This is a genomic window from Ruegeria sp. BHSB056, from assembly GCF_059613305.1.
In genome coordinates this window covers 13,251-35,949 of sequence record NZ_JBXWSG010000001.1, presented here as the reverse complement: position 1 = coordinate 35,949, position 22,699 = coordinate 13,251, and the positions used below count along the sequence as shown (strand labels likewise).

22 protein-coding genes are annotated in these 22,699 nt (G+C 58.6%); 12 read left to right on the top strand and 10 right to left on the bottom strand.

All coding sequences use genetic code 11. The features are described from left to right. Positions 1–41: 41 nt before the first annotated feature. Positions 42–404: a SnoaL-like domain-containing protein gene (locus tag AC2FND_RS00195; RefSeq protein WP_480480611.1), complete on the bottom strand. Its 363-nt coding sequence runs from the start codon at positions 402–404 to the stop codon at positions 42–44. Positions 405–513: 109 nt separating this feature from the next. Here AC2FND_RS00195 and AC2FND_RS00190 point away from each other — a divergent pair, with 109 nt between their 5' ends. From AC2FND_RS00190 to AC2FND_RS00175, 4 genes are all read left to right on the top strand, one after another. Further along, on the top strand, positions 514–2,118 hold the full coding sequence (locus tag AC2FND_RS00190; RefSeq protein ID WP_209503717.1) for a peptide chain release factor 3: 1,605 nt from the start codon (positions 514–516) through the stop codon (positions 2,116–2,118). 49 nt (positions 2,119–2,167) lie between these two features. After that, a complete protein-coding gene (locus AC2FND_RS00185; RefSeq protein ID WP_496767208.1) occupies positions 2,168–2,911 on the top strand; it encodes a hypothetical protein in 744 nt (247 codons plus the stop codon). Then, positions 2,908–3,837: a glycosyltransferase family 2 protein gene (locus AC2FND_RS00180; RefSeq protein WP_496767206.1), complete on the top strand. Its 930-nt coding sequence runs from the start codon at positions 2,908–2,910 to the stop codon at positions 3,835–3,837. The genes AC2FND_RS00185 and AC2FND_RS00180 overlap by 4 nt, the downstream gene beginning before the upstream one ends. A 186-nt stretch (positions 3,838–4,023) precedes the next feature. Next, positions 4,024–5,370: a DEAD/DEAH box helicase gene (locus tag AC2FND_RS00175; protein WP_496767205.1), complete on the top strand. Its 1,347-nt coding sequence runs from the start codon at positions 4,024–4,026 to the stop codon at positions 5,368–5,370. Here the strand turns inward: AC2FND_RS00175 and AC2FND_RS00170 are convergent. From AC2FND_RS00170 to AC2FND_RS00160, 3 genes are read right to left on the bottom strand one after another with little or no spacing between them, the layout of a single operon-like run. Continuing rightward, positions 5,367–6,269: an EamA family transporter gene (locus AC2FND_RS00170; RefSeq protein ID WP_496767203.1), complete on the bottom strand. Its 903-nt coding sequence runs from the start codon at positions 6,267–6,269 to the stop codon at positions 5,367–5,369. The two genes, AC2FND_RS00175 and AC2FND_RS00170, sit on opposite strands and share 4 nt — an antisense overlap. A gap of 21 nt (positions 6,270–6,290) precedes the next feature. After that, entirely contained in the window at positions 6,291–7,193 is a 903-nt protein-coding gene (locus AC2FND_RS00165) for a fatty acid desaturase (RefSeq protein ID WP_496767201.1), read from the bottom strand. Beyond that, on the bottom strand, positions 7,186–7,389 hold the full coding sequence (locus AC2FND_RS00160) for a DUF2061 domain-containing protein (protein WP_209503712.1): 204 nt from the start codon (positions 7,387–7,389) through the stop codon (positions 7,186–7,188). Before AC2FND_RS00160 ends, AC2FND_RS00165 begins: the two co-directional genes overlap by 8 nt. A gap of 107 nt (positions 7,390–7,496) precedes the next feature. On the opposite strand from AC2FND_RS00160, the gene AC2FND_RS00155 reads away from it, so the two are divergent. Together AC2FND_RS00155 and AC2FND_RS00150 are read left to right on the top strand one after the other, a co-directional pair. After that, positions 7,497–8,366 carry a helix-turn-helix domain-containing protein gene (locus AC2FND_RS00155; protein ID WP_209503711.1) on the top strand — a complete coding sequence of 290 codons (870 nt, stop codon included), beginning with the start codon at positions 7,497–7,499 and terminating at the stop codon, positions 8,364–8,366. Between the two features lie 79 nt (positions 8,367–8,445). Then, a complete protein-coding gene (locus AC2FND_RS00150; RefSeq protein WP_480473168.1) occupies positions 8,446–8,628 on the top strand; it encodes a hypothetical protein in 183 nt (60 codons plus the stop codon). A gap of 1 nt (position 8,629) precedes the next feature. Here AC2FND_RS00150 and AC2FND_RS00145 read toward each other — a convergent pair whose 3' ends face one another. The 3 genes from AC2FND_RS00145 to bcoG form a co-directional block, all read right to left on the bottom strand. Beyond that, positions 8,630–9,388 (bottom strand): SDR family oxidoreductase, encoded by a 759-nt coding sequence (locus AC2FND_RS00145; protein ID WP_496767199.1) that lies wholly within the window; start codon positions 9,386–9,388, stop codon positions 8,630–8,632. Further along, positions 9,385–10,851 carry a carnitine 3-dehydrogenase gene (locus AC2FND_RS00140; protein WP_496767334.1) on the bottom strand — a complete coding sequence of 489 codons (1,467 nt, stop codon included), beginning with the start codon at positions 10,849–10,851 and terminating at the stop codon, positions 9,385–9,387. Before AC2FND_RS00140 ends, AC2FND_RS00145 begins: the two co-directional genes overlap by 4 nt. Before the next feature lie 84 nt (positions 10,852–10,935). Further along, positions 10,936–11,850: a 3-dehydrocarnitine:acetyl-CoA trimethylamine transferase BcoG gene (gene bcoG / locus AC2FND_RS00135; RefSeq protein WP_496767198.1), complete on the bottom strand. Its 915-nt coding sequence runs from the start codon at positions 11,848–11,850 to the stop codon at positions 10,936–10,938. Between the two features lie 133 nt (positions 11,851–11,983). Between bcoG and AC2FND_RS00130 the strand changes: the two genes are divergently transcribed. Then, positions 11,984–12,970 (top strand): GlxA family transcriptional regulator, encoded by a 987-nt coding sequence (locus AC2FND_RS00130; protein ID WP_496767196.1) that lies wholly within the window; start codon positions 11,984–11,986, stop codon positions 12,968–12,970. Between the two features lie 67 nt (positions 12,971–13,037). On the opposite strand, the gene AC2FND_RS00125 is transcribed toward AC2FND_RS00130, so the two are convergent. The 3 genes from AC2FND_RS00125 to AC2FND_RS00115 are packed head-to-tail and all read right to left on the bottom strand — an operon-like array spanning position 13,038 to position 16,043. Further along, a complete protein-coding gene (locus tag AC2FND_RS00125; RefSeq protein WP_496767195.1) occupies positions 13,038–14,084 on the bottom strand; it encodes an aldo/keto reductase in 1,047 nt (348 codons plus the stop codon). A gap of 29 nt (positions 14,085–14,113) precedes the next feature. Continuing rightward, positions 14,114–14,572 carry a DNA polymerase III subunit chi gene (locus AC2FND_RS00120; protein ID WP_496767194.1) on the bottom strand — a complete coding sequence of 153 codons (459 nt, stop codon included), beginning with the start codon at positions 14,570–14,572 and terminating at the stop codon, positions 14,114–14,116. A gap of 4 nt (positions 14,573–14,576) precedes the next feature. Beyond that, positions 14,577–16,043: a leucyl aminopeptidase gene (locus AC2FND_RS00115; RefSeq protein WP_496767192.1), complete on the bottom strand. Its 1,467-nt coding sequence runs from the start codon at positions 16,041–16,043 to the stop codon at positions 14,577–14,579. A gap of 229 nt (positions 16,044–16,272) precedes the next feature. Between AC2FND_RS00115 and lptG the strand changes: the two genes are divergently transcribed. From lptG to rsmA, 5 genes are all read left to right on the top strand, one after another. Next, a complete protein-coding gene (gene lptG, locus AC2FND_RS00110) occupies positions 16,273–17,373 on the top strand; it encodes an LPS export ABC transporter permease LptG (RefSeq protein WP_496767190.1) in 1,101 nt (366 codons plus the stop codon). Continuing rightward, positions 17,373–19,535 (top strand): LPS-assembly protein LptD, encoded by a 2,163-nt coding sequence (locus AC2FND_RS00105; protein WP_496767188.1) that lies wholly within the window; start codon positions 17,373–17,375, stop codon positions 19,533–19,535. Before lptG ends, AC2FND_RS00105 begins: the two co-directional genes overlap by 1 nt. Beyond that, complete coding sequence (locus tag AC2FND_RS00100) at positions 19,526–20,779, top strand: peptidylprolyl isomerase (protein ID WP_496767187.1); 1,254 nt, start codon at positions 19,526–19,528, stop codon at positions 20,777–20,779. The genes AC2FND_RS00105 and AC2FND_RS00100 overlap by 10 nt, the downstream gene beginning before the upstream one ends. Further along, positions 20,776–21,741, top strand: a complete 966-nt coding sequence (gene pdxA, locus AC2FND_RS00095) for a 4-hydroxythreonine-4-phosphate dehydrogenase PdxA (protein ID WP_496767185.1) — start codon at positions 20,776–20,778, stop codon at positions 21,739–21,741. The genes AC2FND_RS00100 and pdxA overlap by 4 nt, the downstream gene beginning before the upstream one ends. Positions 21,742–21,826: 85 nt before the next feature. Next, positions 21,827–22,669 (top strand): 16S rRNA (adenine(1518)-N(6)/adenine(1519)-N(6))-dimethyltransferase RsmA, encoded by an 843-nt coding sequence (gene rsmA / locus AC2FND_RS00090; protein WP_496767183.1) that lies wholly within the window; start codon positions 21,827–21,829, stop codon positions 22,667–22,669. The last annotated feature ends 30 nt before the right edge of the window (positions 22,670–22,699 follow it).

Below are 22,699 nucleotides of genomic sequence, written 5' to 3'. Positions count from 1 at the left end.
CTAGCATCGGCCAGACAGGGAAGACCAGAAATGGCTTGGGATCAGTAGAAGAACTCTTCTCGCACGATCTTGCCATCTGCGACGTGATAGACACCCACTTCCCGCATATCAAAGGCTTCGCCGGTTTCCTTTACCTTACCCTGCACTTCGAAAATCACTGCAAAGCGGTCTTCGCCGTGCACAAACGGGTCGCTGACCGAAGCGCCAGAAACCTCGTGGGCTCCTTCCCACCATTCATGTTTGCCACGGATCGCGTCACGCCCTTGTACTTCGCGCCCCATGCCTGAGTAATCGACTGCTTCGACCGAAACCGCGTCTGGCGCATACAATTTCTCAAGGTTTTCCTTGGCGCGGTCCTCACGGCAGCCGGCCACCAATTCATTGGCAATCTCTTTCAAATCCATCGAATTACTCCATTATTTGTTCACTATATGTTCTTATAACCACAAGCCTGTGATTCGAACCACCCCCTTTGTCTTGCTTCGGCAGGATTCCCCGCCTATACGCGCGGTCATGCTTGATACCTCGAACCAACCTGCCCTGCCGCCCGAGATTGCCCGTCGCCGGACATTCGCCATTATCTCGCACCCGGATGCGGGCAAAACGACGCTGACTGAAAAGTTCCTGCTTTACGGGGGCGCCATTCAGATGGCTGGTCAGGTGCGCGCCAAGGGCGAGGCCCGGCGGACACGCTCGGACTTCATGCAGATGGAGAAGGATCGCGGAATCTCGGTTTCCGCGTCTGCAATGTCGTTCGACTATGGCAACTTCCGGTTCAACCTGGTGGATACACCCGGCCACAGCGATTTCTCGGAAGATACCTACCGCACGCTGACGGCCGTGGATGCAGCCGTGATGGTGATTGACGGTGCGAAGGGTGTCGAAAGCCAGACGCAAAAGCTGTTCGAGGTCTGCCGCCTGCGCGACCTGCCGATCCTGACCTTCTGTAACAAGATGGACCGCGAAAGCCGCGATACGTTTGAGATCATCGACGAAATTCAGGAGATGCTGGCCATCGACGTCACCCCCGCCGCATGGCCGATTGGCGTAGGTCGTGATTTCATCGGCTGCTACGACATGTTGCGCGACCGGCTGGAGCTGATGGACCGCGCCGACCGCAACAAGGTGGCCGAGAGCATCGAAATTAACGGGCTTGATGACCCGAAACTCGCAGAGCACGTACCCGAACATCTGCTGGAAAAGCTGCTGGAAGAGGTTGAGATGGCGCGCGAGTTGCTGCCCGCGCTGAACCCGCAGGCGGTGCTTGAAGGGCACATGACCCCGATTTGGTTCGGCTCGGCCATCAATTCGTTCGGCGTTAAGGAACTGATGGAAGGCATCGGCGCTTACGGCCCGCAGCCGCAGGTGCAATCAGCCGAACCCCGCCAGATTTCGCCGGATGAAAAGAAGGTCGCCGGCTTTGTTTTCAAGGTGCAGGCCAATATGGACCCCAAGCACCGTGACAGGGTGGCGTTTGTGCGCATGGCCTCCGGCCATTTCAAGCGCGGCATGAAGCTGACCCATGTTCGGTCGAAAAAGCCGATGGCAATTTCAAACCCGGTGCTGTTTCTGGCCTCTGACCGGGAACTGGCAGAAGAGGCCTGGGCCGGAGATATCATCGGCATTCCCAACCACGGCCAGCTGCGCATCGGTGACACGCTGACCGAAGGCGAGGCGCTGCGCGTCACCGGCATCCCCTCTTTCGCGCCGGAACTGCTGCAAGGCGTCCGCGCGGGTGATCCGATGAAGGCCAAGCATCTGGAAAAGGCCCTGATGCAGTTTGCAGAAGAAGGCGCGGCAAAGGTGTTCAAACCTTCGATTGGCTCGGGCTTTATCGTCGGCGTTGTCGGTGCGTTGCAATTCGAAGTGCTCGCCAGCCGGATCGAGATGGAATACGGCCTGCCCGTGCGTTTCGAGGCGTCTCAGTTTACCTCGGCCCGCTGGGTCAGCGGTGACAAGGCCGAGGTCGAAAAGTTTGTGAATGCAAACAAGCAGCACATCGCGCACGACCATGACGGCGACATTGTATATCTGACCCGGCTGCAATGGGACATCGACCGGGTGGTTCGGGACTATCCCGCCCTGAACCTGACTGCCACCAAAGAGATGATGGTGTGATCCAACTCACTGATTGCACAGCCGAGTCTGCCTGTGCAATTCTGCGCGCATGAGCAAGAATGAACTGACTTTCCCCGGCGGTCTGCCCGACATGCTGGACAGGTATGAAAACCGGCGCAGCCCGTTTCAGTTCGGCACCACCTCGTTGCCTGACCTTGACATCGACCTCATTGAACTGGCCGGTCGTACATTGCCCGAAAGTGCGACTGTGCCCCCGCCAAAGCCTAATACAAGCTGGGATCGCAAGCGCGCTCAGATAGCGCGGGAATTTGTCGGAAATTCTGAACTTGCTTTCCTGAATGCCCAGTTGATCTCGAACCTGCGAAAGCGGTCCTTCCCACGCCACGCCCCGCTTCTGTTTTGCCGCCTTTGGAACGAACAGTCGGACCACCTTCTGTCCACGCTTGATCTGCGGTGGCTGGTCTCGTCGGTTCAGACCTTTGCGGACCACGGGCAAACTGCAACCCAGCGCGAGGTTGGTCATGCGTTGCGCATGTTGTTCGGCATGATGAAACTTTATGAGTTCGAGAGGCGCTTTTCGCAGCTGCCCCCGGAAACACCGTTTCCGTATCAAAAATTGAAACGCGTCCCGCTGCCCTATCAGATGAAAGGGTTTTCCCTTGGAAGTGGCGGGCTGGACGTCAATCTGATTGCTCCGGTCTGGACCAAAGCCCTAAGCGACACCACCATCGCGCCGCTGGTCGATCACTTGATGATCGAGCTCAACAGTGATCCCGGCGGTGTCTTTCGCCGCCTGAAACTCATGCGCGAAGCGCGCGCGCAGCGCACATGACCACATGGGGTGTCGTGTCGATGGTCAGGGGACCGACCGAAGACGTTCTTCGGTTCGTAGCCTATCACCTCGATCTGGGTGCCGAGACCATCTATATCTATCTGGATGAGCCGAACCAGCGCACGTTCGAGGCGCTGAAGGCGCATCCCAGTGTTTGCGTACAGGTTTGCGATGATGCTTATTGGCAAAAACTAAAACGCACGCGACCGGACAAGCACCAGGTTCGCCAATCGGTCAACGCCACATACGCCTATCGTGACACGCATCTGGATTGGCTGGCCCATATCGATGTTGACGAGTTTCTGTGGTCGCCGACCCCAATCTCGGATGTGTTGCGCGAAGTCCCGGACAAGGTTCACGCCGCCCGTGTCCGCCCGATCGAGGCGCTGGCAGGCGGCGACGACCTGTACAAGGCGCATGTGCCGCAAAGCCCGGCCCGTACAGAGTTGATTGAGAGGCTTTATCCCAACTATGGGGCCTTCGTCCTTGGCGGGTTCCTCAGCCATGTACAGGGCAAGTTGTTTGCGCGCACGGGATTGAAACGTCTGAGTTTTCGTATCCACAACCTGTTTCAGAACGGGAAATTGCTGCCGTGCAAATACGAGCTTGTGCAAGTCGATCTATGCCACCGCCATGCGCCGGACTGGGACCACTGGATCGCACATTATCCGTTCCGCATGGATCGCGGCTCGTATCAGGCTGGTATGGCCCCGAATGCCCCGCGCGAGATGGGGGGACTGAACAAGAATGAATTGCTCAGTTGGATTGAAAGCGAACACGGCGAGGACGGGCTGCGCGCGTTCTTCAACGAGATGAGCGGCGCTGACCCAAAAGTCCGCGAACGGCTGGAGCAGAACGGGCTGATCCGCCACCGCGCATTGAATCTGGACGGGAAACTGGCGAAACACTTTCCCGGAAGTTGCTGAATTGTTGCGCAAAACTCGAACCTGTCTCAATGATACCCGGATGCAGCGGTCTTCATTTGACCCCGACCAACGTTTTTGTTATGTCCGCGTCCAAGCCGAAATGTCGCATCACGCGTATGGCCATCCGGGCCCGGCACATCTTATACGCGCGGGCCAGGTCAAGTGTCCGCATTCAACCGGACTTACATGACAAAGTTTAGCGAACTGAACCTGAACCCGAAGGTCCTCAAAGCCATTGAGGAAGCCGGATACGAAACCCCAACTCCGATCCAGGCAGGTGCGATTCCACCCGCATTGGAAGGGCGCGATGTTTTGGGCATCGCCCAGACAGGCACAGGTAAAACCGCCAGCTTCACGCTGCCGATGATCACACTGCTGGCCCGTGGCCGCGCGCGTGCGCGTATGCCACGTTCGCTGGTACTGTGCCCGACGCGGGAACTGGCCGCACAGGTGGCCGAGAATTTCGACACCTATACCAAACACCTGAAACTGACCAAAGCGCTGTTGATCGGCGGTGTCAGCTTCAAAGAGCAAGAAGCCCTTATCGACCGCGGTGTCGACGTTCTGATCGCCACGCCGGGCCGTTTGCTGGATCATTTCGAGCGCGGCAAGCTGTTGCTGACCGGCGTGCAGATCATGGTGGTGGATGAGGCGGATCGGATGCTCGACATGGGGTTCATCCCCGATATCGAACGCATCTTCTCACTGACACCTTTCACCCGTCAGACCCTGTTCTTCTCGGCCACCATGGCGTCCGAAATCGAGCGGATCACCGACACGTTCCTGTCGGCCCCTGCCCGGATCGAAGTGGCCCGTCAGGCGACCGCATCCGAGACAATCGAACAAGGCGTGGTCATGTTCAAAGGCGGACGTCGTGACCGCGAAGCCAGCAACAAACGCAAGGTTCTGCGCGCGCTGATCGATGCCGAAGGTGACAAATGCACCAACGCGATCATCTTCTGTAACCGCAAGACGGATGTCGACATCTGCGCAAAGTCATTGAAAAAACACGGTTACAACGCTGCCGCCATCCATGGTGATCTGGACCAGTCGCAGCGGATGAAAACACTGGACGGTTTCCGTGACGGATCATTGCGCCTGCTGGTGGCATCGGACGTCGCGGCGCGCGGTCTGGACATCCCGTCGGTCAGCCATGTGTTCAACTTCGACGTCCCCGGCCACCCCGAGGATTATGTGCACCGCATTGGCCGCACCGGTCGCGCCGGGCGTGAAGGCAAGGCCATCACAATCTGTTCGGGACGCGACGAAAAAGCACTGGTTGCGATCGAAAAGCTGATCCAGAAAGACATCCCGCGTATAGACCACCCGGTTCAGGAAGACCCTAGACCCGAACAGCCAAAACCTGAGAAAAAGGCCAAAGCACCCGAGAACCCGAAAGAGGGCAAAAAAGTTCGCGAGCCTAAGGGGCGCAGTCGTGGACGCAAGGAAGACACCGGCCCGACCGTCGTGGGCATGGGAGATCACCTACCCAGTTTCATCGCGCTCAGCTTCGACGAACGTCGCGCCAGCTAGATTGCCAGCACAAGTGCTAAAATCGAAAACCCAAGCAACATCATCCCGGCGATTTCGCGCCGGGTGATTGTTTCGCGAAAAAACAGGATCGACGCCAACAGGCTAAAGATCAGCTCTACCTGCCCCAGCGCTTTGACATAAGCCGCATTCTGCAAGGTGAAGGCCCAGAACCAGCAAAACGAGCCACCGAGGCTGGTCAGGCCGACAAATACCCCGGTCTTTCGCGTTTGCCAGACTGCGTGCAGTTCGGCCCGGTCGCGCCACAGCAGCCATATCCCCATGCTGGTAAACTGGAATGTCACCACCGCTGCCAATGTTACCAGCGCCCGGAACCACGCATCGATATCGCCCAGTTGCAGCGAAGCCCCACGATAGCTGACGGCGGAAAACGCAAACAAGACACCCGATCCAAGCCCCAATTGCGAAGCCCGATTGGTCAGATGGCGCCACCAGGGTCCGTCCCCACCGGGTGTTTTTGACAACAAAAGCACAGCCATCAACCCCAACAGGATCGCGATCAACGCACCGCGCGACACACTGTCCCCCAGGATCAGGAAGCCAACAATGGCGGTCTGGATCACTTCGGTTTTCTTGAAGGTAATTCCAACGGCAAAATTGCGTTGTTTGAACAGCGCCACCACGCAGATCGTGGCAAGGATTTGGGCTGTCCCGCCGATGACCGCGTAAAGCCAGAATAAACTGCTGAGCCGGGGTATACTCGCCCCAGTTATCTGCAACGCAACACATAGCCCGATAACCGCCAAAGGCATGGAATAGGCAAACCGCGCAAAAGTGGCACCTGCGGCAGACAATTTCACGCTGGCCAGCGACTTTTGCAGCATGAAACGCACAGTCTGGAAACTGGCGGCAGCAATTGTGACAGGGATCCAGAGACTCATGCCACCCGTTGTGTCGTCAAATCAAGGCTTTGGCCAGAGCGGATGTGGCACAGGGTCTTTTGCGTGAAAGAAATACTGCCGGAAAATCTGTGCATAGGACCGGTAAACATAAGCCTCATTGCAAGCCAAATACCTGTCCTTTCCGTCCCTGTACAACGATGGCAGGCGATACCATGGTGCAGTCGGATTCATATGATGAACGACGTGCAGGTTATTGTTCAGAAACAGGAAAGCCAAAGGCCCGCGATCTTCGATGATTACCGTGCGGGCGCGGGATTTTTCATGTGCACGATGTTCCAGAAACGTGCGGATCTTCAAAAGCGACAACCCCAGATAGGCCGCGATCAGATAGGCCCAAACCGGCATGGCCGATTGCGCAACAACCCACAGCACCACTACCGCGCCGGGTAGATGCACAGCCCATGCCAGCAGAATCGTCCTGTCCCCGCGCATAAATCCGCGCCATTCGTCCCGCATAAACAGAACCTGACCAAGGACGGGTCCCAGCACCATCCGCCCCAACAGCGTGTTGTTCAGGCTCAGGATCATCTGCGCCAGCCGGGGCAATCCCGACCAGATATGCGGATCCAGATAATTCGATTCCGGGTCGTCATAAGGGTCTGTCAGGGTGGCATCCTGATGATGCGCCAGATGCAGGTCCCGAAAGCGGTTATACGGAATTGCCAATGTCAACGGCAGTGCCATCAACGCCTCGTTCAGCCATTTGGCACGAAAAGGGTGCCCATGCAGGGCCTCATGCGTCAGTGACGAATGCAAAGCCGCAACAACACCCAGAGCAGGGACAGCCACCCACAAGGATGTGTTTGCCAGCCAGTACAGACCGGTAAGCCACGCGGCATAACACAAGACGATCAGGAAAAACGTACCCCATTCAGGCGATTTGGGTGTAGTGGGATCAGCCATTGCGTCCCCACGAAATGTTCGCCCAGATTCTTTCGTAAATCACGTACATCGTCAGGCCGATGGCCGTGTTCACCAGCGCCAGCGCCCCTCCTACAGCGGCCGAGCCTGTTGCGATCAAGCCCACCACTGTCATGATCGCCAACCCCATCACATTCCAAACGATTGCTTTCACGACTGATCTTCGCCGCGTTTCCATTCCGAACCCCGTTCTTTTTCTTACTCAAAAGCGTTACATTCGGACCCCGGTATTGGAAATTCTGAATATGATTAACAAAATTCATCAAATGTGATAAAAAACACGACATGCAGGAAAATATCGACAAGCGCGACCGAGCCGCCCAGTTTCGTCTCCGCCTCGCCCGTGCAATGGAAGAGCGCCATGTCAGCCAAAGTGCCCTTGCGCGCAATATTGGCGTTGACCGCTCGACCGTTTCCCAACTGTTGACAGATCATGGCGCGCGGTTGCCCAACGCGCATGTCGTTGGCGGATGCGCAGCGGCACTTGGCGTGTCGGCTGACTGGTTGCTGAGCCTTTCTGACAGGCCGGAAAGCGCGGCCGAGCTTCTGGCTAGCTCGCTGACCTTTACCGAGGCCCCCCGCGCCCTTGTCGATGAACGTATCTTCGAGTGGCATCAGGAGGCCGCCGGGTACAAGATCCGCTATGTCCCGGCCACCCTGCCCGACATGCTGAAGACGCGTGCGATACTGGAATGGGAATACGCCCCGCATCTGGGTCGGACCGCTGATCAAGCCATCGGCGCGTCGGCGGATCGTCTGGCATGGATGCGCAGCGCCCAGTCGGACTATGAGATCGCTATGCCGTTATTCGAAATCGAAAGCTTTGCATACGCGACCGGGTACTATCAGGGTCTCAGCCCCGAAGTTCGGCTGGAACAGATCGATCACCTGTTGGCGCTGTGCGAACAGCTCTATCCGCGGATGCGCATCTATCTGTTTGACGCAAAACGGCTTTATTCGGCACCGGTGACGATTTTCGGCCCGCTGCTTTGTGTATTCTACGCAGGAAGTCACTATATGGCCTTCCGCGACCGGGACCGGATCGAGACGTTCTCACGCCATTTCGACACGCTGGTACGTGAGGCCGACGTGGCAGCCCGTGACTTTCCAAACCATCTGCGTCGCCTCAGAACGGCGGTTTCCCGCGACGGGTGATGCAGCAACGCTCAACCTGTGCTATTTTACTATGGCGCGAACCATAAGGCATTCCGAACACAGACGGAGGAGCACAGGAATGGACGCAATTCAAACCGCTCAATACGCACGTGCACTTTTTGCCGCCCATGGAGACCAAGCCGAAGCCGAAGCCGCGAAAAAAATGCGCGACTGCGAAGCCGCCGGAAACCGACAAGAAGCCCAGGACTGGCAGGCAGTCCGTCAGACCATCCGCCAGATCCGTGGTCCAAACCAGGGCTGAGTTACAGTTTCGGGTCCGGGTTGACCGTGTGACCATCCACCGCGATCACCTGACCTGAAACCAAACGCGCCGCATCTGAGGCAAGGAATACTGCCATATTGGCGATATCCTGCGCTTCAACAAAGCGCCCCATTGAGGTGCCCGAGGCATAGCCCTGATAGACCTCGTCACGGGTCATGCCCTTGGCTGCGGCCTCGCGGGTCAGGACACCTTCCATCCGAGGGCCTTCAACTGCGCCCGGACAAATGGCATTGGCGCGGATGCCATAGGGCCCCAACTCCATGGCCAGCGTCTTCATCAACCCGATGACAGCCCATTTTGCCGACGCATAGGGCGCACGGAACGGATAGCCATACTGCCCGGCTGTCGACGAGGTCAGAATGATACTGCCCGCCCGCGCCGATTTCATCAGCGGCGCTGCATGTTTCGCCGCCAGGAAGGCACCGTCCAGATTGACCGCGACACAGGCACGCCAGGCATCCAAATCGATATCCTCAATAGCATCGGTCGGACCAGCAATACCTGCATTGGCACAGAGCACATCCAACCCTCCCGTCGATTGGACGGCGTCAAATACCGCGCGCATGTCAGCTTCGTCCGCAGCATCCGCTCGGTGCCTGGTCCAATGTTCGGGCAAAGAATCCAACGCCGCCTGATCGATATCCGTGACCCGGACGTCATAGCCAAACGCATCAAACGCCTCGGCCATGGCCCGGCCGACGCCTGACGCGCCAGCCGTCACCAGAACCCGGCGCGTCATGAAGGCTTCCTGATCGCCGCGCCTGCGCCCTCTGGATAAGGCAATCCGGCCTGAGCCTCTGCAACCCGCGCCATAGCCGCTTCGATTTCAGCGGATGGCGCGCTGGGGCGGCGGGTTTCCAGGCTGACATGCAGCAGAAAACTTTCACCTGTGGCCAGCAGTTTGTCACCCTCATACATGCTGTGGAACACATGCAGCTTCTTCCCCTGCCCCAACAGCATCTGCGTGCGCACGTCGATTTTGGCACCAGCATGAGCTTCATCCACATAGCGAATGTGGTTCTCCGCCGTGAAATAGCTGCCACCCGAGGCGATGTAATCCGCATCGCATCCGATGATTTCCATGAACCGATCGGTGGCGGAGGCAAAGGCCTCCAGATATTTCGCTTCGTTCATGTGGCCGTTGTAATCCGTCCAGTCCAGCGGAACGGCCCGCGACAGGGTCAGGATGGGCTGGCTCAGATCCGCTTGATCCAGCGTCGGCAGCGCGCCGGGTTTCAACCCTGCATCATGTTGGTTCAGCACCGCCCCCGCGCCGTAATTCTGCGCCTTGAGGGCCCGCATCATCCCAACAAGGTTGCTATCGCGAATACGCTCTAATTCTCGGATCGAATGCATCCCGGATTGTGCGTCAGATTGATTGGCGATCAAATCGACCAGTTCGTCAGTGAACTCAGGAACATCCATCAACTTGGTCCACGGCCATTTCAAGGCAGGCCCGAACTGCGCCATGAAATGGCGCATCCCCGCCTCGCCCCCGGCCACGCGGTAGGTTTCGAACAGACCCATCTGCGCCCAGCGGATGCCGAACCCCATACGGATGGCCTCGTCAATCTCTTCGGTTGTCGCAATGCCATCCTTGACCAGCCAAAGCGCCTCGCGCCAGACAGCTTCCAGGAACCGGTCGGCGATATGCGCATCGATCTCTTTCCGGACATGCAACGGGAAGAACCCAAGCGATTTCAACAGGTCCTGCGCCTGTTTGATCATCTCGGGCGGGTTCTTGTCTGTTGGTACAAGCTCGATCAAAGGCAACAGGTAAACCGGGTTGAAGGGGTGCGTCACCACGATCTGCTCGGGGCGCAGCGCTCCGTCCTGAAGTTCGGACGGCTTGAACCCGCTGGTCGAGGATCCAATGATCGCGCCCGGATCGCAAGCCTCCTGCAAGCCTTTGTAAACCTTCAGTTTCAAATCCAGACGTTCTGGCACACTCTCCTGTATCCAACGCGCACCCTTAACCGCTTCGGCCATGTCGCTGTGAAAGCTCAGCGAACCCTCGGCTGGCAACGGAACGTCACTCAGCCCCGGCAAGGACCGTCTTGCGTTGTCCAGCACCTCGCCAATCTTGCGTTCCGCCTCGGGGTCAGGGTCAAACACCCGCACATCCCAGCCATTGAGCAGGAACCGCGCGGCCCATCCACCGCCGATAACTCCGCCCCCAATAATTGATGCCGTTTTCATGATTTCCCACCTACTGGCTGCGCATGATTCATCTTTTTAGAAATATTCCGGGGGCTTGGGGGCTGGCCCCCAAACTCCGCGTGCCCATTATTTTGCAACCGGTGCGTGCTTGGTCAGCCCCAGCTTCGCACGGACTTCGTCAGGACCTATCACGCGCGCGCCCATATTCTCGATGATGGATCGCGCACGTTCCACCAGTTGCCAGTTCTCGGCCATTACGCCCTTATCCAGCCACAGGTTGTCCTCAAGCCCCACGCGCACGTTGCCGCCTGCCAGAACCGAAGCCGCGACAAACGGCATCTCGTTCCGTCCCAGCGAAAACGCGCTGAAGGTCCAGTCATCCGGCACGTTGTTCACCATCGCCATAAAGGTATTCAGATCATCCGGCGCGCCCCACGGCACCCCCATGCACAGCTGAACCAGAGCGTTGGGCGCCAGAATCCCTTCCTTCACCAGTTGCTTTGCAAACCACAGGTGGCCGGTGTCAAAGGCTTCGATTTCGGGCTTCACACCCAGATCAGTCATCATCTTGCCCATGGCGCGCAATGCACCGGGCGTATTCGTCATAACATAATCGGCCTCGGCAAAGTTCATTGTGCCGCAGTCCAAGGTGCATATTTCGGGCAAGCATTCGGCAATATGCGCCACGCGTTCCGAAGCGCCAACCATGTCGGTGCCCTCGGCCACAGGAAACGGGTTTTCAACACCGCCGAATACGATATCGCCACCCATCCCTGCGGTCAGATTCAAAACAGCGTCCACATCAGCGTCACGGATGCGGTCTGTCACCTCACGGTACAAATCCAGCCTGCGGCTTGGCGCTCCAGTCTCGGGGTCGCGCACGTGGCAGTGAACCACTGCCGCCCCGGCCTTGGCTGCAGCGATTGCGCTGTCGGCGATCTGCTGCGGTGACCGCGGCACATACGGGCTGCGGTCCTGCGTTCCACCCGAGCCGGTTACGGCACAGGTGATAAAGACTTCGCGGTTCATTTCCAAAGGCATGGTGTTTTCCCCAGCTTATACCGGCTTGTGCCAAGGGTTTTCCCCAGGCTTTTCCCCGGATTCCGATTTGCGTTCTGACCCGACTCTGGCGCAGCTTTGGGAAACCCACTTGGCAATATGCGAATCAAACTTGATGAAATCCGCAAAAAACATACTGCAACCGGAACACCGCGCCCTGAAAACAGCTGTGCTTGTGCTGGACGAATGCAACACGCTCAGCTTTGCCTCTGCGGTGGACCCGATGCGGGCCGCGAACCGTCTGGCGGACCGCCCGGCCTTTGACTGGGACTATGTGACCGCGACGCCAGAGCCCGCAATGCTGACAAGTGCGTTGCAGGTGCCTGGTATTCCACTGGCCCGGTTGCAATCCTGCGACCTGATGATCGTGGTCGCCGGGTTCCAACTGGCCCGCCACGCCACCCCCAGCCTGCTGGCTGGTCTGCGGCGCATCGCGGGCACAGGCGCAACGATGGCAGGCATTGATGGCGGCCCGTGGCTCTTGGCCGAGGCCGGGCTACTGGATGGTCATCTGGCAACAACCCATTGGGAAGACCTCGAAAATTTCGCCACCCGGTTTCCCGAAGTTGATGTGCGCACCGACCGCTTCACCGTTTCGGGCAACCGCCTGACTTCGGGTGGCGCAATTCCGGCTGTCGAGATGATGCTGCACATCATCGCCGCCCGTCACGGCGCGAGTTTCGCCGCGCGTGTTGCGGGCCTGTTCCTTTACGATGGCGCTCCGGACCCTGGAAAACCGCAAAGCCGCACAGGCGCACCCCATCGCCACACAGCACTGACCGCCAAGGCCAACTCGATGATGCAGGCGTCACTGGATGATCCTCTGCCGCTGGCCTTTATCGCAGACCGCCTGGGCACCAGCCCACGGACGCTGCAACAACAGTTCCGACTGCGCCTGAACACGACGCCGCAGGACCACTATCTGCAACTGCGCCTGGCCGAGGCCCGCCGTCTGGTCACCGACACCGACATGCCACTAATGGATGTGGCGCTCGCCACCGGCTTTGCTTCGCAATCCAGCTTTGCCCGCGCTTTCCGCACCGCCCACGGTCAATCGGCCCGCGACCTGAGACACGAACGCGCGCATCCCACCCATCACTGACCGGATCCTTCTTCATCTGGCCAAAAATATCCCGGGGGCGTCGCCAAAGGCGACGGGGGCAGAGCCCCTAAAACGGCATCGGGTGCGCCCGATGTGCCCTGCTGATCTCGGCCAACACATCCTTGGATAATTCAAGATCCACGCCCGCCAGAATATGATCCAGCTGTGCAACGGTCGTGGCCCCGAAGATTGCCGACATCATGAACGGGCGCGTCCGGCACCACGCCAGTGCCATATGCACCGGATCCAGACCATGCCGTGCGGCGATGTCCAGATAAGCTGCAACCGCCTCGAAAACACGACCGGATTTCCGGCCTCCCATCTCAGGCACAAAGGACATACGCGATCCGTCGGGAACGCAGTCATTTTGGTACTTTCCGGTCAGAAAGCCTGCTGCCAAAGGGGAAAACGCCATCAACCCAACATCTTCATGCACACTCAACTCACCCAGGTCGGTGTCAAAATGGCGGCACAGCAATGAATACTCGTTCTGCACCGATGCCACGCGCGGCGCCCCCATCTGGTCGGCCAGCCGCAGCCATTGCGCGGTTCCCCAAGCGCTTTCATTCGACAGGCCAAAGGCACGGATATTGCCCTTGTCTACCTGAGCCTGCAATGCCTCAAGGCACTCTTGCATGTTGCTCAGCACTTCGTCCGTGTTTTCGCCAGACGGCGCATAATCCCAGTTCTGCCGAAACATATAGCTGCCCCGATTGGGCCAGTGAAACTGATAGAGGTCGATATACCCGGTCTGCAAACGTCGCAAAGACCCCTCAATCGCTTCGGGTATGGTGCGGGCGGTGATCGGCGCACCATCACGGACAAAAGACAGCCCCGCGCCGGAATGCTTGGTCGCCAAAACATAATCTCCCCGGCGGGTAGGACTGGCGGCATTCCAGTTTCCCAAAATCTCTTCGGTGCGCCCGATCGTTTCTTTCGCTACAGGGTTCACCGGATACATTTCCGCCGCATCGACAAAGTTGATCCCCGCGTCCAACGCCATATCCATCTGACGGTGCGCATCCGTTTCAGACGTTTGAGAGCCAAATGTCATCGTGCCAAGGCACAGATCGCTCACGATAATTCCGGTACGGCCCAAGGGCTTTTTCTGCATTGTCGTATCTCCTGAAAATTGCGGGCCGGTCAGGCTTCAGCCTTTTTTTCCCACCGCCCGGACTCCTCCGACCAGTATTGTGCGGAACATCCGGCATCCGTCAGCGCTTTCCACTGCCCGCGCGCCTGTTGTACAGCCATGTCGTCATTGCCATCGAACAGGATACAAACCCGTTCCAGCGCGGCGACTTCTTCCGCTTCGACCGGCGCGCCATCCACAGCCATGATGCAGGTCGCGCCATTTCCCGCAACGGCGCTGGTAGTCAGCAGGATCGGCTGGTCCGCGTCGTGCGGGCCGCCAGCGCGACCATGTGGCAGGAACCCGTCCTCGGAGCCCAGCCACAGCTTTTCATCCAGCCAGTCCATCCGCGCAGGGTCAGTACCCCGCACGGCTATCCGCCACCCGGCTTGCCGCGCCTTGTCCAGCAGCGCGGGCAAGGTGTGCTCCAGCGGCTGGCGGGTCAGGTGGTAGAAATAGACAGCGCCCATGTGTTTACTCGAAATTATCCTGCACAAACCGGCTCAGCGCGCGCACGCCCCAGCCGGTGGCGCCTTTGGGCGCATAAGAGGTCTCTTCAGACACCGAGGCGACGCCTGCAATGTCCAGATGAATCCACGGTGTTTCCTCTTTTACGAACCGCTGGAGGAACTGCGCGGCGGTGACTGAACCGGCGGGGCGACCGCCCACGTTCTTCATGTCGGCAATGCGCGATTTCAGCAACTTGTCATAGGCATCGCCCAATGGCATCCGCCAAGCGCCTTCATCCTCGGCCTTGGCAGATTTCAGGAAGGCATCACAGAACGTGTCATTGTTCGAAAAGACACCAGCGTTTTCATGGCCCAACCCGATGATGATCGCACCGGTCAAAGTTGCCAGGTCAATCATACCGACCGGCTTGAATCGTTCCTGCGCGTACCACATCACGTCACACAGAACCAGGCGGCCCTCGGCGTCGGTGTTGATGATCTCGACCGTATCGCCCTTCATCGACCTGACCACATCACCCGGACGGGTGGCGTTACCTGATGGCATATTCTCGACAAGACCGACCAGCGCCACGACATTGGCTTTTGCCTTGCGCTTGGCCAGCGCGCGCATGGTGCCTGCAACAACGCCGGCGCCGCCCATGTCCATGGTCATCTCTTCCATGCCAGCAGCGGGTTTGAGCGAGATACCACCCGTGTCAAACACCACGCCCTTTCCGACCAGTGCCAAAGGCGCGTCATCCTTGGCCCCGCCATTCCACTGCATCACCACCACTTTCGAAGGGCTGTCCGAGCCCTGCCCGACGCTTAGCAATGTGCGCATTCCCAACTCGGCCAGCTTGTCTTCGTCCAGTACTTCGACCTCAAGACCCAGCCCCTGCATCTCAACCAGGCGGTCCGCGAATTCGGTGGTGGTCAAAACATTTGCTGGTTCATTGGTCAGATCGCGCGTCATCCGAACGCCATCAGCAATTGCATAGAGAGGTGCAAAATCTGCCTCGGCCTCCGCAGGCTTTGCGTGGCTGATTGTCACTGTGCCCGCCTTCTGGCTTTCCTTGGTTTTATGCGCGTCGAACTCATAGCTGCGCAGAACAATCCCCAGTGCCAGATCCTCGGCCCTCGCCTGATTGCCCACCATCACCAGCATGTCCTTGCCGCCGGCCAGCTTAGCCAGCGCCGCCCCTGCCTTGCGGGCTTCGCCGGCCTCGGGGCGACGTGGCAAAACCAGAACATCCAGCGCCTCTGCCGCCATCCCTGTGGGCCATGCCATCGAGATGACATCACCTGTCTTCGACTTTCTGAAACTCTCGCTTTCAACAAGCCGCGCCAAGCCGCCCTTCGTCAGACGGTTTGCCCGGCGGGCTGCCGGGCTCATCTTACCGTCATCCGGAATGATGATGGCGACGCGCCCCCCGGCCTGCGCCATAGCCTCAAGGTCAAATTCCTGAAAACGGATCGGTATCAGACTGCTCATTGTACACTCCTCGAATTCTGTTCCCCAAGACCTAGCCCGCGGGGCACGCATTGACCAGATAGCAGTTTTCCCCGCCTTTCAATTGCATTAAGGTCCCGAAAAAATGACCGGCAGGCTCGGGGGAGAAAAACGTGGTACGACAGGGCAGGCATACGCTGTCGCGCGCAGCATTGCGCAGGCGCGATATCGGCCCGAACCCTCGCACTACAGGCGCAATGGGGTCGCGCCCATGATCCTGGACCGTTATTTCGCTCGCCGGTTTCTGCAAAGCTTCATGGTCATCGGAGGTATTTTTCTGACCTTGATGATTCTCATCGATCTGATCGAACAGATTCGCCGCTTTGACGATTTCGACCTGTCTTTTGCCCAGCTGCTGCACCTCACACTGCTGAATACACCAGCCGCCATCAGCGAAATGCTGCCTCTGCTGGTGATCCTGTCCACCATTGCGCTGTTCGTCGGGCTGGCACGTACGTCCGAACTTGTGGTGACCCGTGCAACTGGCCGCTCGGGCATCCGCGCCTTGGTTGCGCCTGTCCTGTTGTCGCTGATCATCGGCACGCTGGCAGTCGCACTGCTGAACCCTATTGCAGCAGCCACATCCGAAGAATTCCGGCGCTTGTCGGATTCCTACCGAAACAACGGCAGTTCGGCCCTTTCGATCAGCAGCGAGGGCCTTTGGCTGCGCCAGTCTGCCGAGAATGGGCAGGCTGTCATCCACGCCCGGGCAACGTCGAACCAAGACAAGCTGCGGCTGGACGGAGTTACCGTCATCACTTTTGGGCGGGATGGCAAACCGACCCAGCAAATTGTTTCGGACCGGGCAGAGTTGGAAGGCGGGAACTGGGTTCTTTCCAAAGCAAAGGTATGGGCTTTGCAGGACGGGCAAAACCCCGAATCCAACTCGGTTGCACACGAGCGTCTGGAGCTGCCAACCTCACTGACTCGGCAGCGGATCATGGACACTTTGGGGCAACAGGATTCGGTTTCGGTATACGACCTGCCCCAGTTGATCAGCGACCTGCGCGAGGCGGGATTCTCGACCAAGCAATATGAGGTCTGGCTGCAGGTACAGCTGGCCCGGCCTTTCTTTCTGATCTCGATGGTTCTGATCGGGGCCGCGTTCACCATGCGCCACGTTCGGTTCGGCGGCACAGGGATCGCCGTCCTGACAGCCGTCCTGCTTGGATTTGCCATCTATTTCGTGCGCAATTTCGCGCAAATCCTCGGGGAAAACGGACAATTGCCCATCTATATCGCCGCCTGGGCACCGCCCTTTGCCGCAATTCTGTTGTCTCTTGGTCTGCTACTGCACGCGGAGGACGGCTGATGCGGCATATCGTTCCTGTGTTGCTTACCAGTGCACTCGCTTTATCCATTCCGACGGGACTTGCGGCACAGACCTCTCAAGGCCAACCACAGCCACAGGGCGCACAAGCGCAGCAAGAGCCTGCCTTGCTGGTGGCCGACAAGGTATTCATCACGCCTGAGCGCAAACTTGTGGCTGAAGGCAATGTCGAGGCCTTTCAGGGCGACACCAAATTGTCCGCCCATCGTATCACATATGACCGCGAGACTGGCGAGCTGACACTGGAAGGCCCAATTCGTATCGATCAGGGTGGTCAGACCACCCTGCTGGCGGATTCAGGGCAACTGGACAGCGGAATTCAGAACGGACTGCTGGTTGGTGCGCGCATGGTGTTTGAACAGCAGGTACAGATCGCCTCGGTTCAGGCGAAACGGGCCGCAGGCCGTTATACACAATTCAGCAAGGTTTCAGCCACATCCTGTCATGTCTGCAACGACGGCAGGCCGCCTCTTTGGCAAATCCGGGCGCGCAAAGTCACGCATGATCAACTGGAACGGCAACTATATTTCGAAGGCGCGCAGCTTCGGGTGTTGGATTATCCGGTATTCTACTTTCCTTATCTGCGCCTGCCCGACCCAACGCTAGAGAGGGCAACAGGCTTTCTGGTTCCTTCGATCCGCAGCACCTCGCAATTGGGCACTGGGGTTCAGGTCCCCTATTTCTTCAAGCTTGGCGATCACAAGGACCTGACACTTACGCCTTACGTCTCAGCAAAGACGACTACTCTGGGATACCGCTATCGTCAGGCCTTCGTAAACGGACGTATTCAGGTGGATGGCGCGTATACACGGGATGATGTGCAACCCGACCAGGATCGCGGCTACCTGTTTGCCAAAGGCTGGTTCAATCTGAAAAACGATTTCCGGCTGACCTTCAATCTGGAAACCACATCCGACGATGCCTACCTGGCTGACTATGGCTTGCCGGATCTGGACCGTTTGCGCAGCGAAATCGCGCTGGAGCGGATCAAACGCGACAGCGCGTTCAAAACCGGCGTGATCTACTACAAAACGCTAAGGGACAGCGAAAATCAGGACGAGATTCCGTCTCGCGTCTTCGATCTCAACTATGAAAAACGCTATTTTCCCAGCACGCTAGGTGGCGAGGTTCGGCTGGCTTTCATCGGTCATGCGCACGAACGTACCAGCGATACAGATGTTGTTGGTCGCGACATTGCACGGGCCACCTTCGATGCCGAATGGCTGCGCAGCTGGACTTTCTCATCGGGGCTGCGGGTCGATACCACGCTGGGGGCGTCGGTTGACACTTTCAACATTCGCCACGACAGCAACTACCCCAACAATGTGACCCGATCTACGCCGCGCGCGGCTTTGACTCTCCGATATCCAATGACCCGGCGCGAGGAATCGGGGGCTGTTCAGTTCCTCGAACCGATCGCGCAGTTCGGATGGACACATGTATCGGATACCGATGTTCCGAATGATGAAAGCACGTTTCAGGAATTCGATCAGGGCAACCTTCTGTCCCTCTCGCGGTTTCCTGCTGAAGATCAGCGCGAGAACAGCGCCACAAGTGTTGTTGGCCTGAACTGGGCCCGGTATGGCGCGGGTGGTTGGCAGGCCCAGGCGACTGTGGGCCAAGTGTTTCGGGCCGACGCCGATCCAAACTTCACGCTGACATCGGGCTTGCAGGGCACATCATCGGATTTGCTGGTAGCCGGGCAGATCAGCACGGCCAATGGCTGGTCACTTGCCGGGCGCGGTCTGATAGACGGGGATTTGAGTTTTGTCAAAGCCGAGCTGCGCGGCGCATGGGCATCCGAAAACGCCGGCCTTTCCGGCAGCTATATCTGGCAAGAGCCGGACCCAGCGGAAAACATCACCGAAGAAATCTCGGAAATTCTGCTTCTTGGGCGCTACCAGGTCGATCAGAACTGGCTGACCAATGCCCTGGCGCGCTACGATCTGGCCGAGTCGGAACCGATCCGGCTGGGTCTGGGTGTGACCTATCAGAACGAATGCGTTCGGGTTAACATGTCCGTAAGTCGGCGCTTTACTTCAACATCCACTATTGAGCCTTCGACAGAATTCGGCTTTACCCTTTCTCTGACAGGGTACGCCCTTGAAGGCGGTGGCAAGACATACAAGAGAACATGCAGTTGATATCAGGTTTCTCCAGGTTTCTCCGTTCCGGTTGGCTTAAACCGGTCACACCGGCACTGGTTGCCGCAGTTTTTGCAATCGCGCCTCATCAGGGTGGCACGCAAAGCCTGTTCTCACCCGCGATCCGCGTCAATCAGGACATTGTCACCTGGTACGAGCTTGAACAGCGCCTGCAATTCCTGAATGTTCTGGGTTTGCCCGGTGACAACGAAGCTGACGTCAGGGATGCCCTGATTGATGAAAAACTGCGCAAGCAGGTCATGCGCGACGCCGGCGTGCAAGCGACGCCCGAGGCCGTTCAGCTGGGCATCGACGAATTCGCCGCGCGCGGACAACTGTCATCCGAACAATTCCTGAAACTTCTCGGCGACGCTGGCGTCGACCCTGAAACGGTCCGGGATTATGTCGCGGATCAACTGGCATGGCGCGACTATATCAGCTCGCGCTATCTGTCGCAGGCCCGCCCGACCGAGGATGAGATCGATCGCGCACTGGGCCAGACGGGCGGAGGCGGATTGCAGGTCCTGCTGTCCGAAATCATTATCCCGGTAAACCCGCAAACGGTTGCCCAGACCGAGCTGTTGGCCGAAGAAATCTCGCGCCTTGAAGGGCAGGACGCGTTTTCTGCTGCCGCCGCTCAGTATTCCGCAGCCGCAACACGGGGTCAGGGCGGACGTCTGGAGTGGCTGAACATCTCGAACCTGCCCCCGGCGCTTCAACCTGTTATACTGGGGCTTCAGACCGGTGAGATCACCGACCCGATCACCCTGCCAAACGCGGTTGCTCTGTTTCAGATGCGTGGCTTGCGCGAAGTCGCAACCGGCGCTCCGCGCATTTCAAAGCTGGATTATGCCGCCTATTACCTGCCAGGCGGACGCAGCGCCGAAACCCTTTCACGTGCCGCGAAGCTGAAAGAAGAAATCGACACTTGTGATGATCTCTATGGCATTGCCAAGGATCAGCCGGCCGAAGTTCTGGACCGGGTCGAAGCCGCGCCTTCTGAGGTGCCCGGTGATATTGCCGTGGAACTGGCCAAGCTGGATCGGAACGAAGCATCGGCGACTCTGACCCGCAACAATGGTCAAACGCTTGTGTTCCTGATGCTATGCAACCGCACGCGCGATCTTGGTGAAGACACCTCTCGGGGCGATGTAGCCAACGCGCTGGCGCAGCAACGTCTTCAGGCGTTTGCGGCCAGTCTGGTGGAGCAGCTGCGGGCTGACGCTGTCATTACTCAGGAATGATGCGGCCCGTCGCGCTCAGCTGCGGTGAACCGGCTGGTATCGGTCCGGAAATCGCGGCCAAAGCCTGGGCAGACCTGCGCGATGCCTGCCCGTTCTTCTATATCGGAGACGCCAGCCACCTGCCCGCAGGCACACCCGTTGCGAAAATCGAACATCCAAGTCAGGTCGCTGAAATCTGTGATCGGGCCCTGCCCGTTCTTCAGATGGACTTTCCCGCCCCGAACGTTTTCGGACAGCCAAACCCGGCCAACGCGCCGTCGGTGGTTGACGCCATCGAAACCGGCACCGAACTGGTACAGACCGGCGAGGCGGCGGCGCTTTGCACCGCACCGATCAACAAGAAAGCCCTGATTGACGGCGCAGGGTTCACCTTTCCTGGCCATACCGAGTTTCTGGCAGCCCTTTCCGGAACCCGCCGGGTAGTCATGATGCTGGCCAGCGAGCAGTTGCGCGTCGTTCCCGCGACGATTCACATTCCATTGTCACAAGTTCCCGCGGCACTTACCCCTGATCTTCTGCGCGAGACGATTGAAATCACTGTACGCGGTTTGCGTGATCAGTTCGGGCTCACACATCCCCGCATCGCAGTTGCAGGTCTGAACCCACATGCAGGTGAAGGCGGCAAGATGGGCACAGAGGAACTCGACTGGATTGCTCCGATGCTGGCTGATCTGAACCCAGAGGGCGCAACCATCACCGGCCCCCATCCTGCGGATACTCTGTTTCACGCCGCTGCCCGCACCCGCTATGACGCCGCCATCGCCATGTATCATGATCAGGCTCTGATCCCGATCAAGACGCTGGATTTCGACCGGGGCGTGAATGTCACCCTTGGCTTGCCTTTCATCCGCACCTCACCCGACCACGGAACAGCACTGGACATCGCGGGGAAAGGCATCGCCAACCCCTCCAGCCTGATCGAAGCCCTGAAACTTGCCCGGCGCATGGTAAAAAGCTCTTGATCCTTCACCTGGCTGAAAATATCCCCGCCGGAGGCACAAAAATCTCGGGCGCAGCCCCTTTCACAGGCGCCAAGGTATTCCGATCATGAGCGCTATAGACACGCTTCCCCCTTTGCGCGAGGTCATCGCAACCCACCAGCTTTCAGCGCGCAAATCGCTGGGGCAGAACTTTCTGCTGGATCTGAACCTGACTGCCAAAATCGCCCGACAGGCCGGCGATTTGTCAGAATGCGATGTGCTTGAAATCGGCCCCGGTCCCGGTGGGTTGACGCGGGGCCTACTGTCCGAAGGCGCGCGCAAGGTCGTGGCGGTTGAAAAAGACACCCGGTGCATTGCCGCCCTGAACGACATCGCGGCTGCGTATCCGGGTCGGCTTGAGGTGATCAACGGCGACGCCCTGGAAATCAACCCGCTTGAATACCTGACACCGCCAATCCGCGTCGCAGCCAACCTGCCCTACAATGTCGGCACCGAGCTGCTGGTGCGTTGGCTGACACCGCCCGAATGGCCCCCATTCTGGCAGAGCCTGACGCTGATGTTCCAACGCGAAGTGGCCGAGCGTATCGTCGCCCAACCTGGCAGCAAAGCTTATGGACGCCTTGCCATCCTCGCTCAATGGCGGGCAGAGGCACGTATCGCCATGTCGCTTCCCCCCGGGGCCTTCACCCCGCCGCCCAAGGTTTCAAGCGCCGTGGTCCACCTGACCGCCCTGCCCGAACCACGCTTTCCCGCCGATGCCGCCACCCTGTCACGTATCGTGGCCGCCGCCTTCAACCAACGCCGCAAGATGCTGCGCGCCTCACTCAAAGGCATTGCCCCGGATATCGAAGACCGTCTGCTGGCTGCTGGTATCAAGCCCACGGACCGTGCCGAACAAATCCCGCTTGAAGCGTTCTGCGCTTTGGCGCGCGAAGTTAAGAAAACCTGATCAAACAAAAAAGCCCCGAGTTTGACCTCG